This window comes from Streptomyces sp. NPDC031445, assembly GCF_055581365.1.
Window position 1 is genome coordinate 215,205 of record NZ_JBVIJO010000011.1, and the last position, 13,209, is coordinate 228,413.

Annotated in this window: 19 protein-coding genes; 15 read left to right on the top strand and 4 right to left on the bottom strand. The window is 71.6% G+C overall.

Annotated features, from left to right (window positions below; all coding sequences use genetic code 11):
• The 13 genes from ACZ5DC_RS27470 (at position 1) to ACZ5DC_RS27530 (ending at position 7,580) form a co-directional block, all read left to right on the top strand.
• Complete coding sequence (locus ACZ5DC_RS27470; RefSeq protein ID WP_468657005.1) at positions 1-1,341, top strand: FtsK/SpoIIIE domain-containing protein; 1,341 nt, start codon at positions 1-3, stop codon at positions 1,339-1,341.
• Positions 1,342-1,425: 84 nt separating this feature from the next.
• Complete coding sequence (locus tag ACZ5DC_RS27475) at positions 1,426-1,593, top strand: hypothetical protein (RefSeq protein ID WP_468657007.1); 168 nt, start codon at positions 1,426-1,428, stop codon at positions 1,591-1,593.
• A 44-nt stretch (positions 1,594-1,637) separates the two neighbouring features.
• On the top strand, positions 1,638-2,309 hold the full coding sequence (locus tag ACZ5DC_RS27480; protein ID WP_468657009.1) for a DUF2637 domain-containing protein: 672 nt from the start codon (positions 1,638-1,640) through the stop codon (positions 2,307-2,309).
• A gap of 20 nt (positions 2,310-2,329) precedes the next feature.
• Entirely contained in the window at positions 2,330-2,518 is a 189-nt protein-coding gene (locus ACZ5DC_RS27485) for a mobile element transfer protein (RefSeq protein WP_053210779.1), read from the top strand.
• Positions 2,519-2,534: 16 nt separating this feature from the next.
• Positions 2,535-2,690 carry a hypothetical protein gene (locus ACZ5DC_RS27490; RefSeq protein ID WP_468657011.1) on the top strand — a complete coding sequence of 52 codons (156 nt, stop codon included), beginning with the start codon at positions 2,535-2,537 and terminating at the stop codon, positions 2,688-2,690.
• A gap of 22 nt (positions 2,691-2,712) precedes the next feature.
• Complete coding sequence (locus ACZ5DC_RS27495) at positions 2,713-3,003, top strand: SpdD protein (protein ID WP_468657013.1); 291 nt, start codon at positions 2,713-2,715, stop codon at positions 3,001-3,003.
• Between the two features lies 1 nt (position 3,004).
• The gene (locus ACZ5DC_RS27500; RefSeq protein WP_468657015.1) at positions 3,005-3,238 is read left to right on the top strand and encodes a hypothetical protein; all 234 of its coding nucleotides are present in this window, start codon (positions 3,005-3,007) and stop codon (positions 3,236-3,238) included.
• 93 nt (positions 3,239-3,331) lie between these two features.
• Positions 3,332-3,511, top strand: a complete 180-nt coding sequence (locus tag ACZ5DC_RS27505; RefSeq protein ID WP_468657017.1) for a hypothetical protein — start codon at positions 3,332-3,334, stop codon at positions 3,509-3,511.
• Positions 3,508-3,687: a hypothetical protein gene (locus ACZ5DC_RS27510; RefSeq protein ID WP_468657209.1), complete on the top strand. Its 180-nt coding sequence runs from the start codon at positions 3,508-3,510 to the stop codon at positions 3,685-3,687. Before ACZ5DC_RS27505 ends, ACZ5DC_RS27510 begins: the two co-directional genes overlap by 4 nt.
• Positions 3,684-4,757: a DNA cytosine methyltransferase gene (locus ACZ5DC_RS27515; RefSeq protein ID WP_468657019.1), complete on the top strand. Its 1,074-nt coding sequence runs from the start codon at positions 3,684-3,686 to the stop codon at positions 4,755-4,757. Before ACZ5DC_RS27510 ends, ACZ5DC_RS27515 begins: the two co-directional genes overlap by 4 nt.
• On the top strand, positions 4,754-6,142 hold the full coding sequence (gene repSA, locus ACZ5DC_RS27520; RefSeq protein ID WP_468657021.1) for a replication initiator protein RepSA: 1,389 nt from the start codon (positions 4,754-4,756) through the stop codon (positions 6,140-6,142). Before ACZ5DC_RS27515 ends, repSA begins: the two co-directional genes overlap by 4 nt.
• 2 nt (positions 6,143-6,144) lie before the next feature.
• On the top strand, positions 6,145-6,342 hold the full coding sequence (locus ACZ5DC_RS27525) for a helix-turn-helix transcriptional regulator (protein ID WP_384212255.1): 198 nt from the start codon (positions 6,145-6,147) through the stop codon (positions 6,340-6,342).
• Complete coding sequence (locus ACZ5DC_RS27530) at positions 6,342-7,580, top strand: tyrosine-type recombinase/integrase (RefSeq protein WP_468657023.1); 1,239 nt, start codon at positions 6,342-6,344, stop codon at positions 7,578-7,580. Before ACZ5DC_RS27525 ends, ACZ5DC_RS27530 begins: the two co-directional genes overlap by 1 nt.
• A gap of 126 nt (positions 7,581-7,706) precedes the next feature.
• Here the strand turns inward: ACZ5DC_RS27530 and ACZ5DC_RS27535 are convergent, their stop codons facing one another.
• From ACZ5DC_RS27535 to ACZ5DC_RS27550, 4 genes are all read right to left on the bottom strand, one after another.
• Positions 7,707-8,780 carry a C40 family peptidase gene (locus tag ACZ5DC_RS27535; protein WP_468657025.1) on the bottom strand — a complete coding sequence of 358 codons (1,074 nt, stop codon included), beginning with the start codon at positions 8,778-8,780 and terminating at the stop codon, positions 7,707-7,709.
• 112 nt (positions 8,781-8,892) lie between these two features.
• On the bottom strand, positions 8,893-9,213 hold the full coding sequence (locus ACZ5DC_RS27540; RefSeq protein ID WP_468657027.1) for a hypothetical protein: 321 nt from the start codon (positions 9,211-9,213) through the stop codon (positions 8,893-8,895).
• Entirely contained in the window at positions 9,206-9,856 is a 651-nt protein-coding gene (locus tag ACZ5DC_RS27545; RefSeq protein WP_468657029.1) for a TetR/AcrR family transcriptional regulator, read from the bottom strand. The genes ACZ5DC_RS27540 and ACZ5DC_RS27545 overlap by 8 nt, the downstream gene beginning before the upstream one ends.
• A gap of 96 nt (positions 9,857-9,952) precedes the next feature.
• Positions 9,953-10,891 (bottom strand): AurF N-oxygenase family protein, encoded by a 939-nt coding sequence (locus ACZ5DC_RS27550; RefSeq protein ID WP_468657031.1) that lies wholly within the window; start codon positions 10,889-10,891, stop codon positions 9,953-9,955.
• Positions 10,892-11,014: 123 nt separating this feature from the next.
• Between ACZ5DC_RS27550 and ACZ5DC_RS27555 the strand changes: the two genes are divergently transcribed.
• Together ACZ5DC_RS27555 and ACZ5DC_RS27560 are read left to right on the top strand one after the other, a co-directional pair.
• Positions 11,015-12,124: a ferritin-like domain-containing protein gene (locus tag ACZ5DC_RS27555; RefSeq protein ID WP_468657033.1), complete on the top strand. Its 1,110-nt coding sequence runs from the start codon at positions 11,015-11,017 to the stop codon at positions 12,122-12,124.
• Positions 12,125-12,182: 58 nt separating this feature from the next.
• Positions 12,183-13,007 (top strand): hypothetical protein, encoded by an 825-nt coding sequence (locus tag ACZ5DC_RS27560; protein ID WP_468657199.1) that lies wholly within the window; start codon positions 12,183-12,185, stop codon positions 13,005-13,007.
• The last annotated feature ends 202 nt before the right edge of the window (positions 13,008-13,209 follow it).

Below are 13,209 nucleotides of genomic sequence, written 5' to 3' on the forward strand. Positions count from 1 at the left end.
ATGACCGACGTGACGATGTGGCTGGAGGCCACGGCCGGCTTAACCGCCGCCGGTGGTGTCGGCTTCGCGAAGGTGCGGGTGCCGCGCGCGTACTGGGCGCTGGTGGGACTGCCGGCGACGCTGACCCGGTTCGGGTTCACGTACCGGTCCACGATGGACGTGTGCGGGCTGACGGTGCAGCCGTCGGGTCTGCGGGCGTTCATGACCCGCAACCTGGCTCGCCGTGAGGTGCAGCCGGTGCCGCCGAAGATTCGCCGGGTGTGGGGCACGTCGACCGGGCTGCGGGTGACCCTGCGGCTCCCGGCCGGCCTGGAGCCCGCCGACGTGGCCGCCGCCTCGGAACGGCTGCGGCACGCCTGGGGCGTGCACTCGGTGACCGTGGTGGAGACGAAGCCGGGCTTCGTTGAGCTGCGGATGACCGGGTATGACGTGCTGCGCCGGGTCCGGATGCCGCGTAAGGCCGTGCCGCACGACATGATCGTGCCGGTGGCTCTGCGGGAGGACGGGACCGCCTTCGAGCGCGACTACCGCAAGGCCCCGATGGCGCTCACCCTGGGCGCGAACCATTCAGGGAAGTCCATGTTCCAGCGCAACCTGATCAAGGGCCTGGCTCAGCTCCCGGTCGCGCTGGTCGGGGTGGACTGCAAACGCGGGGTCGAGCAGTCCCGCTACGCCCCGCGTCTGTCGGCCCTGGTGACCACCCCGGATGACGCCGCGTCCCTGTTCGGCATCCTGGTGGCGGAGATGGAAGACCGCTTCGACCTGCTGAGCAAGCATGGCGTCTCGGAGATCTGGGAGCTTCCGGAGGCGCTGCGGCCGGTGCCGGTGGTGGTCTTGGTGGATGAGGTCGCGGAGCTGTTTCTGATCTCCTCACGCAAGGATGAGGAGTGGCGGGAGCGGATCGTGACCGCGTTGATCCGGCTGGCGCAGATGGCTCGGGCGGTCGGGATCTACCTGGAGATCTGCGGGCAGCGGTTCGGCTCCGACCTGGGCAAGGGCGCGACCATGCTGCGCGCCCAGCTCACGGGCCGTGTCGTGCACCGAGTCAACGACAAGCAGACCGCCGAAATGGGCCTGGCCGATGTCGCCCCGGACGCGGTGTCGGCGGCGAGTCTGATTCAGATGGACCGGCCCGGTACCGCCGTCGCGGCGGACACCTCCGGTGGCTGGTCGAAGATCCGCACCCCCGCCGTCACGCAAGAGGAAGTGGTCGCGGTCTGCCGGGCCTTCGCCCACCTCGTCCCGGACCTGCCGTTCCTCGACCCGTTCCGCCCCTACGTGCCCGCCACGCCGCCGGAGGAGAGCCCGTCGCTGGTCAAGCCGCGACCGGTCACCGAGTAACACCCCCTGTTCCACGGTCGGCGCGACCGCTCGCGCGCCAGGTCCCTACCCGGTCCATGCCGAAAACCGGAAGGCGGTTCCACCGTGGCACCACCCAAGACCACCCGCCCCGCCGAGGACACGCAGTGCCCGGTGTGCAAGGGCACCGGAGAGGTCTCCCGCACCGTCCGCGTCGGCCGCAAGCGCCGCACCGTCGGCAAGCAGGTCGGCCTCTGCCTCAACTGCCTCGGCTCCGGCCACAACCCCCACTGACCCCGCCCACCTGGGCCCGACTCCCGTGAAGGGAGGTGTTCTCCATGCCTCGCTCGTCCCTCCGCCCGGACGCCGTGCTCATCCAAGCGGTCATCGCTGGTGCGCTGTCCTTCGCTCACCTGCATGACCTGGCCGAAGCAGCCGGTCAGTCCGGGTGGAAGGCGTGGGCCTACCCGGTCTCCGTCGACCTGCTGTTGGTCGCCGCGTGGCGCCGGTTGCGCAACGCCCGGCGTGACCGCTCGGCCTGGACCTGGTTCGTCATCGCCCTGGGGGCCTCGCTCGGCGCGAACATCGCCACCGCCGGACTCCTCGACCTTGGCGACGTCCCGGCCTGGCTGCGCATCCTCGTGGCCGGCTGGCCCGCCCTGGCCTTCCTCGGCGGAACCCTGCTCGTCCACTCACCCACCACCCCGGCACCGGCCCCTGCTGAGCCCGTAACCGAGGAACCGGCCATGCCGGAAGTCGCCGTTCACCGCACCGACGAACCCGTACCCGCGCCGGCGCCCGAACTGGCTCCCGCGCCGGAACCGGAACCGGTGGAACCTGCGGCTCCCGCCCCAGTCATCCCGGCGGCCCTGCTGGACCACGCCCGCAAGCTCGCCGAGTCCCACCGGGCCTCCACCGGGTCCCCGATGCCCGCCGATGTGCTCGCCGCCCGCCTCGGCCTGCCCGAGGACATGACCCGCACCATCACCGATCAACTCCAACTCGCCTGACCCCAAGGGGGGAATCACCCGTGACTGTCCATCGCCGCTTCCGTGACGTGGTCCGCATCGGCCCCGTCCAGGTCGCCACCTCCTACGACGGACGTGGCCGCGACAAGCACACCGCCGCCTGCACCGCCCCGCGCTGCGGCTTCTCCGCCGACTACGACAGCCGCGCCGCCGCCGAACTCGCCGCCCGCACCCACCGCTGCAAGTCCTGAAAGGGGAGATCCCGTCATGGACGTTCCGCTCTGGCTCGCCGTCGCCGCGATCGGCTACCTCGGCGTCAAGCACGTCCGCCGGCCGTGGTGGCTCGTGGCCCTGCTCCTCCTCGGCGGCTACCTCGTCGCCCACAGCGTCCTCGGCCCCGTCGTCGGCTCCCTCGTCAACTGACCCAACCGGAAGGGACACCATCGTGTTTACCCCGAAGTACCCGCCTCGGGACACCGCCCCGCCGGCCACCATCCAGCCGCAGCCCACCACCCCGGCTCCCGCCGCACAGCCCCTGGCCCCGGTCTCGACTCGGCCGACCGTCCAGCTCACCCCCGGCAGCGTGCTCGCCCTCGTCGGCGGTGGCACGGCCGTCGTCCTGGTCGTTGGCGCGGTCCTGGTCTCCATGCTCCTCGCGGTCGCCATCACCGCCACCTCCGTGGCCGTGTGCGCCGTCGTCCTCCGCTCGATCCTCAACGCCGAAAGGAAGCGCTGACATGGGCATCTTCAGCCGCAAGAACAACACCCCGGAACCCGCCCGCAACGAGGAGATGGTGGAGCTCGGCCGCGAGTACGCCATCGCCCGCCGCCACCGCGACACCAGGACCATGAACCGGATCAAGCGGCAGATCGGCACCACGGACGTGACCGACCTGAGCGACTTCCGCGCCGGCCAGGAGTCCTACGACTCCATCCCGCCCATCCCGCGCGGTCGCAACCGCCGCCGCTGAACGGCCCCCGGGGCGGCTCTCTCGCCAAAGAACCGCCGCCCCGGGCGCCTGCACCACTTCCAGATCCAACGGACCCGAAAGGGAACCCTCATCATGCCCCAGCGCGCCCAGAACACGCCCATCTGCCGCGACTGTGACGGCTTCGCCACCGCCGCCATCACCACCGGCACCCGCCACCCGGACGGCACCCGCGCCACCCTCACCGTCACCTGCCCGACCTGCAAGGGCACCGGCCACACCACCCCTGCCCCCGCGCTCACCCGGACGAGGTGACCGCCGTGGCCTTCCTCGACTGGCGCTCGCCCGAGCACTTCGACCACAGCGGCGACAAGCCTTGCGTGATCTGCACCAAGCCCACCCCGCTCCGCTCCGACCAGGGCAAGCCCGTCCACAAGGTGTGCGCGGAAGCGTGGCTGGACGAGCACACCCCCAAGGAGGGCGCGAAGTGACCACCCCGTACCAGTCTCGCGTCCTCGACCTCTTCGCCGGCCCCGGCGGCTGGTCGGAGGGCCTGCTCACCCTCGGTCTGCGGGACGTCGGTATCGAGATCGACCCGGCGGTATGCGCCACCCGCGCCGCCGCCGGGCACACCACGATCCGGGCCGACGTCGCCGCCCACCCCACCGCACCGCTCCGCGGGAACGTGTCCGGGTTGATCGGCTCCCCGCCCTGCCAGACCTTCAGCGCCGCCGGCCTGCGCGCCGGGAACGACGACCTTCCCCTGTGCCATCAGGCCCTGGACGACATCGCCCGCGGGCACGACACCCGCGAACGCCTGCGCACCGCGTGCACCGACCCCCGCTCCCTGCTCGTGGTCGAACCCCTGCGCTACGCCCTGGACCTGCGCCCGGACTGGATCGCCCTGGAAGAAGTCCCCGCCGTTTACCCGCTGTTCGAGCACACCGCCCACCTCCTGGGCGCGGCCGGCTACTCGACGTGGACCGGCGTCCTCAACGCAGCCGACTTCGGACTGGCCCAGACCCGCCGCCGCGCCTTCCTGATCGCCTCCCGCACCCGCCCGGCCCTACCCCCGCAGCCCACCCACACCGACGGCGGCAGCCCCGCCGACCTGTTCGGCGACGGCCTCCCGCCCTGGCGCACCATGCTCGACGTCCTGGGCTGCCCGCCCGGCGTCGTCATCACCCGCGGGAACCACACCAGCGGTGGCAGCCGCTTCCCGACCACTGGCCCGTCCTGGGCGGTCACCGGCCGTGCCCGGTCCTGGCTACTCAAGGTCGGCGACCGCCCGGCCGCCACCCGCCGCCGCATCGACCAACCCGCACCCACCCTGCTGTTCGGCAAAGCCCTCAACGACGTCTCCTGGATCGACACCGACGGCAACCCCATCCGCCGCCTCGCCATCGAGGAAGCCGCCGTCCTCCAGGGCTTCCGCGCCGACTACCCCTGGGCCGGCTCCCGCACCAAGCAGTTCGAGCAGATCGGCAACGCAGTCCCGGTCCCCCTGGCCACCGCCATCCTGCGCACCCTGGTCCCCGCCGCCCTGGAGGTGGCCGCGTGACCGATACCGCCACCATGGCGGGCCTGGACTCGACCACCCTCAACGACCTGCTGAGGCTGGCCGGGTCCACCGGCTTCGACCGCATCCAAGACCAGATCCGCCGCACCGGCGGCTGCACCGACCCCATCCGGCTCACGGGCGCCACCGTCACCCGCGACGCGTCCACGGGGCAGGTGCTGCACGCGTACTCCACCGACACCGAACCGGGCGGCGTCCTGCGCGTGGCCTGCGGCAACCGCCGTGCCTCCCGCTGCCCCCCCTGCGCCTGGACCTACGCCGGCGACACCTACCACCTCATCCGCGCCGGCCTCGTCGGGGACCCCGCCAAAGGCACCCCCGAGACCATCCGCGACCACCCCCGCGTCTTCGCCACCCTCACCGCCCCCTCGTTCGGCCCCGTCCACAACCGGCCCGGCGACCGGCCCTGCCGCTGCGGCACCCGCCACGCCGAGGACGCAAGCGAACTCGGTACCCCGCTAGACCCGGAGACGTACGACTACGCGGGCGCGGTGCTGTGGAACAACCACGCCTCGGAGCTGTGGCGGTATTTCACGATCTACCTGCGCCGTGAGATCGCGAAGCGTGCCGGGCTCACCCAGAAGGCCGCGCGGGAGCAGTCGCGGGTCTCCTTCGGCAAGGTCGCCGAGTACCAAAAGCGCGGAGCCGTCCACTTCCACGCCGTGATCCGCTTCGACGGCCCCGAAGGACCCGACAGCCCGCCCCCGGCCTGGGCCACCCTCGACCTGCTCACCGACGCCATCCGCGCCGCAGCCGCCCGCGTAGCCGTCGACGTCGACCCGGCCGGCGACCACCCCGCCCGCACACTCACCTGGGGCACACAGCTCGACGTACGGCCGATCCGCGCCTTCGGCGAGGGCGAGGAGATCAGCGAACAGGCCGTGGCCTCCTACGTCGCCAAGTACGCCACCAAGGCCGCCGAGACCACCGGCACTGTCGACCGCCGCATCGGCAACAAGGAGGCCCTGACCCTCCTCGGCGTCCCCGACCACCCCCGCCGGCTCATCGAAGCCTGCCTTGACCTGCACCCCGTCTACCCGGACCGCAAGCTGCGCGACTGGGCCCACATGCTCGGCTTCCGCGGCCACTTCTCCACCAAGTCCCGCCGCTACTCCACCACCCTCGGCGCGCTGCGCCAGACCCGCGCCGACTACCGCGCCGCACAGCAACGCGCCGCCCTCGGCCTACCCGACCCCGACGACGAGGAAGCCACCACGCTCACCCTCGCCCACTGGACCTACGCCGGCCACGGCCACACCCCCGGCGAATCCTGGCTCGCCGCCAACATCCGCCGCGACATCCAGCACAACCGCGAGATCGCCCGCGAAGAACTACCGACCCTGCTCACCGACGAAGGGAACTGCTGACCATGGCTTCAGAGCTGCCGAACCGGTTCTTGACCCCTGAAGACCTGGTTGAGATGTTCGAGCTTCCCAGCGTGGAGACGGTCTACCAGTGGCGCCGGAAGCACACCGGTCCCCGCGGCTTCCGCGTCGGCCGACACCTGCGCTTCGACCCGCGCGACGTCCGGGCCTGGGTGGACTCCCAGCTCGGAGAGGCTGCCTGATGGCCGGCCACGTCCAGGACCGCTGGTACAAGACCGAGCCCGGACCGGACGGCAAGCCCGTCAGGATCAAGACCGAGCGCTACGGCACCGGCATGCGCTACCGCGCCCGATACATCGGGCCTGACGGCACCGAGAAGTCCAAGAGCTTCCCCGACCGCAAGAAGCGGGAGGCTGAGCGGTGGCTGGACCGCATCGAAGCGGACATGGCGACCGGTCACTACGTCGACCCAGGGGCGGCCAAGGTCACCTTTCAGGAGTACACCGAGAAGTGGCTCACCACCCTCGGGGCCGACCCGAACACGATCGAGTCCATGAACTCCCAACTGCGACTTCACGCCTTCCCGTATATCGGTACGCGTCCGCTGGGATCGTTCAAGCCGGAGCACATCCGGGAGTGGGTGGCAGCACTGGAAGGCAGCGTGCCCGGCTCATACGGCCGGATCATCTATGCCAACGTGCGAGCCGCGCTGAGTGCTGCTGTTGACGACGGATACCTGAGCCGTAACCCGGTCTCCGCCCGATCCGTGAAGCCGCCGACGCTTGAGCCCAAGCGGGTGGTGCCCTGGTCGGTCGAGCGGGTGTTCGCCGTACAGGCAGCGATGCCGGAGCGGTACCAAGCCATGGTCGACCTGGGGGCGGGCTGCGGTATGCGCCAAGGGGAGATCCTGGGTGTCGCTGTGGACGCGATCGACTTCGACTCCGACACGCTGCACGTGGTGCAGCAGCTCAAGCTCAGCAGGAGCAAGCCGGTGTTCGCACTGCCCAAGGGCGGCAAGACCAGGGACGTGCCGCTTCCAGGTCCCGTGGCTGACGCCCTCAGGGCCCACATGAAGCAATTCCCGCCGGTCGAGATCACGTTGCCTTGGAAGACGCCGGACGGACCGAAGGTGACCCGACGGCTCATCTTCATGGCGCCCGGGGGCAACCACGTGTGGCGTACATCCCTGAACGAAGAGGCGTGGAAGCCTGCGCTCGTTGCGGCCGGCGTGATCCCGGAGCCGGAGACCAAGACGGCTGGTTATGCGGCGGCCCGCGAGCACGGCATGCATGCGCTCAGGCACTTCTACGCGTCCGCGCTCCTGGACGGCGGCGAGAGCATCAAGGCGGTCAGCGAGTACCTCGGGCACAGCAATGCAGCCCTGACGCTACGGATCTACGCGCACCTCATGCCGAGCAGCCAGGAGCGGACCCGGACGGCAATCGCGACGGTCTACGCCAAGTCCCAACGTCCTGCCTGACGGCCCGCAGACGGCCCACGGCCCCGTGAAGGTTGACCAGTTCGGTGGAAACCGCTGGTAGAAGCCTTGCGGGGCCGTTAGCTTGCTTCTCCGACCCGGAGAAGACGTCCGCGTACCTGGGCTCGCTCACCGGGGCCTGACGGGTCCGTCCCCGCGAGTACCGGCCATGGGCGCCGTACCGGGACGTACGGCGCCCAGGACCGGATAGCTGGCCATCGGTGACACCGTGACCTTCTCACCCGGTCGGGGCGCCTGCACGACCTTCCCGCCGCCCACGTACATCGCCACGTGCGTCGCCTCCGGGAAGTACACCACCAGGTCGCCCGGCCGCAGCCGGTTCAGCGGGACCCTGCGCAGCCGGTTCCACTGCTCCTGGCTGGTGCGCGGGATGGGGGTGCCCGCCTGGGACCAGGCCCGTGAGGTCAGGCCCGAGCAGTCGTACGCGTCGGGGCCCTGCGCGCCCCACTGGTACGGCTTGCCGATCTGGTCCAGGGCGTAGCGGACGGCGCGGTCGCCGGCCGGGGTGGCCGCGCGGTCGGCGGGCAGGGCGCCCGCGGTGGTCAGGCGCTGCTGGGCCGCGGCGACCCCCTGCTGCTCCAGCCGGGCCACGGCCGCGAGCTGGGCCGGGGTGAGACCGGCCAGCAGGCGCTCCACGTCGGCGAGCTTCCCCCGGACGTCGTCGCGCTGCCGCTGCTGCCGGGCGGCCAGGCCGAGCTGGGTGTCCAGGGCCTTGCGGGCCGCGCGGGCGAGCGCGTCCTTGCGCTGCTCCGCCGCGGTCAGCCGGGCGACCGTACGGGCCCGCTCGCGTGCCAGTTCGCCGAGGACGTGGCCCTCGTCCAGCGCGTGCTGCGGGTCGGGCGCGAGGAGCACGCGCACGTACGGGCCGAGGCCGCCGCTGCTCTGGTACTGCTGCCGGGCCAGGCGCCCGGCCTCGGCCCGGCTGTCCCGCAGGAGGAGCCGGGCACCGGCGAGTTCGCCGTCGAGCCGGGCCACCTCGGCGCGCTGCCGCTCCAGCCGCTCGGTCGTGGCGTTGTAGGTCTCGGCGGCCTGCTCGGTCCTGCGGTACAGCCGCTGAAGGTCCGTCAGCAGTCCGGCGACGGACCGCTGGGGGTCCGGCGTGGCCGCGGCGGGCACGGGCGCGAGGACGGCCTGGGCCGCCACCGCCGTCGTACAGGCCAGACGCAGAAGCCTTCCTGACACGTCATCACCTCCGCTGCGCGGGAAACGGAATCTCCGCCTCCCGGCGCAACCCGATAATCAGACGTGTCGGTGCCGGCTGGATACGAAGCCTGCGCGGTTCGGCGCAGCGGTTTCACCCGTTCGCGTCGTCCGGCTTGACGGACGGCGTGGCGTCCGGCCGGGACCAGGGCCAGCGGAGCTTCCCGCCCGAGCTGTCGTCCGGGTCGTACCGGTACTTCCACCCCTGGATCAGCCCCAGCCTCCTGCTGTGCCCCCTCGGCACGCGGCGGTAGACCAGCACCGTGGGCGGGCCGCCCGCGGGGTCCGGGACGGGGATGCGGTACGTCTTCGGGGGGTGCCCGGTGGGGCCGACCAGGACGGGCAGCACGCGCCCGTCCATGGGGCCGCCCTCGAACGGGGTGTCCTGGCTCTTCACGGGTCCAGTCTCAGCCATCCGCCGACAGCGCGGTGACCAGCGCGGCCGTCTGCGGGTCCCGGCCCGCGGTGACCGTGAGGACGGCAAGGAACTGCTCCACCAGCCAGTCGCGCAGCTCCTCCACCGGGGGCTGCTTGCCCTCGTCCAGCCAGATCAGGGAGGCCGCCTCCACGGCCGTGATCCACATCCGGACGGTCATGCGCAGCCGGGGACCCGGGTCCACGACGCCGAGGTGCTGGTGGATGTGCTCGGCGGCGGACCGGCGCACCCCGTCCACGATGGCGGTGGTGCGGGAGGTCTCCACCACGCTGCCGCCTTGCAGCAGCGCGCTGAAGCCGGTGTCGTGCCCGTCCACGAAGGCCAGGTAGCGGTCCAGGGCGCGGGACAGCCGGGGCAGCAGGCGGCCCTCGCGGGGCTCGTCGAAGCACTGCCGCAGCTCCTCGGCGGCGGAGCGCAGCGCGGCCTCGTAGAGCTGCTGCTTGCCGCCGGGGAAGTACCGGTACACCAGCGGCCGCGACACCCCGGCCGCCTCCGCCACGTCGTCCAGGGAGACGTCCTCGGGCGCGCGGTGCGCGAAGAGGCCCAGAGCCGCGTCGAGGAGCTGGCTTCGCCGCTCCTCGACGCTGAGCCGGCGGTATGCGGGGGTGGCCGACGGGGTCATGCCCCGCAGCCTAATCGCCGCGCGGCCCCGGCCGGCTTCCCCGCGGCTCCGGCCGTCTTCCGGCCGCCGGCCCGCGGTGACCGCTCGGGCGGTTCCCTAGGCCAGCAGGCCGGAGGACCTCCACAGGCGCCGCCCCGCACCGCGCAGCACCCCGATGTCGTCCAGGAAGTCCGTCAGCCGCTTCGCACCGGTCTGCATGACCTCCCGCCGGTGCGCACTGGCCTTCACCTGCGCCATCGCCTCCCGCTTGTCCAGGCCGACGTTGGTGTAGACCTCCGGGTTGACGAAGGCGACCGAGAAGACGCGGGCGAACTCGCCCGAGGTGACCCGGGTGAACTCCTGGGACCACTTCGGCGCGGTCACCATCTGGCGCCGCAGCTCCTCACGGGCGTACCGGACGTGCCGGGCCTCCTCGACCACGTGGATGCGGGTGACGCCCCGGATCAGCGGCTGCACCCGCTCGTCGGGGAACGTCAGCCGCTGCATCCAGTCCAGCACCTCCTCGCCGAGCAGCGTGGCGGTGAAGGAACCGGGGGTCGTGGAGATCGTCTTGAACAGCCGGCCCAGGTTCTGGTGGGCGCGGCTCACCGGGTACCAGGGCGTGCCGCCGCGCGAGATGAGCCGCGCGAACATCTTCGAGTGCCGGCACTCGTCCTCGATCTCGGTGAGCGCGTACCGCACGTGGGCGCTCGTCGCCGCCTTGTCGTAGATGTGCCGGACGAGCAGCTGCATGAGGATGATCTCGAACCAGATGCCGAGCGAGGCCAGCGCGGCGGCCTCGTGCTGGGAGAGCAGGATGCGCTGCTCCTCGCTCATCCGCTTCCACATCGGCGTGCCGTACAGCGACACCAGCTCCGGCGGCCAGTACCACTTGCCCTCCTCGAAGGGCGCGTCCCAGTCCAGCTCCTTGTCCGGGTCGAAGGAGTGCTTGGCGGAAGAGACGAGCAGCCGTTCGGCCACCTGTTCCCGGTCCTTGAGCAGGCCGAGCGCGTCGCGCAGCCCCTCCAGCGCGTCCGCTTCCGTCAGGGTCGTCATGGCTCCCTCACCTCGTTACCCGGGGGTAGTCGTCCTGCCTCTTATGAGACTGCCTGTCAGCAAGGCCGTCAATCCCTTGGGCATGACTTGTTGACCCGGCGTCCGCGTGTGAGCCTGCGGGGTATGCCGACCCACGAGCTCTACGCCGACGAGCCGGGAGACTCCCCCTGGCAGGTGCCCGCCGCCGGCGCGGCCCGGTTCAGCTGGGAGTACGACGACGGCCGCGACCGCCTCCTCGCCCTGTACCAGAAGGGCAAGGACAAGCAGTGGGACGGGCGGACGCGGATCGACTGGGACCTGGAGGTCGACCCCTGCGACGCCCTGGGCACACCCGACGAGGCGATGTCCCTGTACGGCACCCCGTACTGGGACAAGCTCTCCGGGCGGGACAAGGGCGAGCTGCGCCGGCACTACGCCTCCTGGCAGTTCAGCCAGTTCCTGCACGGCGAGCAGGGCGCGATGATCTGCGCGGCGCGGATCGTGGAGTCGGTGCCCGACCTGGACGCCAAGTTCTACTCCGCGACCCAGACCATGGACGAGGCCCGGCACGCCGAGATCTACGGCCGGTTCCTGCACGAGAAGATGGGCCTCGTCTACCCGATCAACGACAACCTCAGGTCGCTGCTCGGCGACACCCTGCGCGACAGCCGCTGGGACATGCCCTACCTCGGCATGCAGGTACTGATCGAGGGCCTGGCGCTGGCCGCCTTCGGCATGATCCGGGACACCACGGACAAGCCGCTGCCGAAGCAGATCCTCACGTACGTCATGCAGGACGAGGCCCGGCACGTGGCCTTCGGCCGGATGGCGCTGCGCGACTACTACAAGCAGCTCACCGACGCCGAACTGCGCGAGCGTGAGGAGTTCGTCATCGAGGGCTGCTACCTGATGCGCGACCGGCTGCGCGGGGTCGAGGTCCTGGAGAACTTCGGCATCCCCAAGGCCGACGCGGAGGCGCTGAGCGAGCGCTCCGAGTTCCTCCAGCTCTTCCGCAAGCTGCTGTTCAGCCGCATCGTCCCGTGCGTCAAGGACATCGGGCTGTGGGGCAGGCGGCTCCAGCAGGCCTACGTGGACATGGGCGTGCTGGAGCTGGGCGACTCCGACCTGGACCTGCTGATGGCCCAGGACGAGGAGCTGGCCGAGCGGCTGGACGCCGAGCGCTTCGCCGCCGAGGAGCGGGAACGGGTGGCCGAGGTGGAGACGGCGATCGCGTCGGGGGCGGCGGAGGACTGACCGGCGCGGCACGCGGTGCCGGTCCGTCACCCGGGTGCAGTAGCGTGCTGGCGTGTCCATGCCTCCGCCGCCGCAGAATCCCGGCCCCTACGGCCAGCAGCCCCCGCACCAGCCGGGGCCGTACGGCTCCCCGTATCCCCAGCAGCCCTACCCGCAGCAGCAGCCGTACCCGGCCCAGCAGCCCTACCCCGCCCAGCAGCCGTACCCGCAGCAGCCCTATCCCGGCTGGGGCGTGCCGCCGATGGCCCCGCCCCCCAAGAAGCGGCGGATCGGTCTGGTGCTCGGCATCGTGGGCGGGGTCGTCGCGGCCGTCGTGGTGCTGCTCATCGCGCTCGGCATGGTCGCCGAGAGCGGCTTCCCCGCGGCGGAGCACAAGCTGACCCTGCCCCGCACGCTGCTCGAAGGGAAGTACCGGCTCGTCGACGACCTCTCCGGGTCCGAGGGCAGGAAGATCAGCGAGGAGGCCGACGGGGCCTGGGACGCCAAGGACATCCACGGCGTCGTCGGCACCTACAGCCCCGGCGGTGACGAGACCAAGGGCACCCTGGTGGTGTCCGGCATGTACGGCCGGTTCAAGAACACCGACGAGGCCCGCACGAACATGATGAAGGGCGCCGGCGAGGGCGCCGGCGCCACCGTCGCCGTACCGGCGAAGGAGTTCGAGCTGGACGGCGTCACCATCAGCTGCGAGGTGATGACCGAGGAGCACCTCGGCACGAAGGTCACCGTGCCGGTCTGCGCCTGGGCCGACGGCAACACCGGGGCCACGGTCGCCGAGGTGGCCACGGCGGCCATGGACCAGGCCCCCTCGGACGTCGACCTGGAGGCGTTCGCGCACAAGACCCTCACGATCCGCTCGGAGATGCGGGGCCCGATCGGCTGACCCACCCTCACGGTCCGCCCCGGGGGCGGGGGCCGAGGAGCTGGGCTTCACGATGCGTTTGGGGCGCGGGGCCGATGAGCTGAGCCTTCACGGTCCGCCCGCGGGTGCGGGGCCGACGGGCTGAGCCTTGCGATCCGCCCGGGGCGCGGGGCCGATGGGCTGAGCTTCGCGATGCGCCCGGGGCGCGGGGTCGATGGGCTCA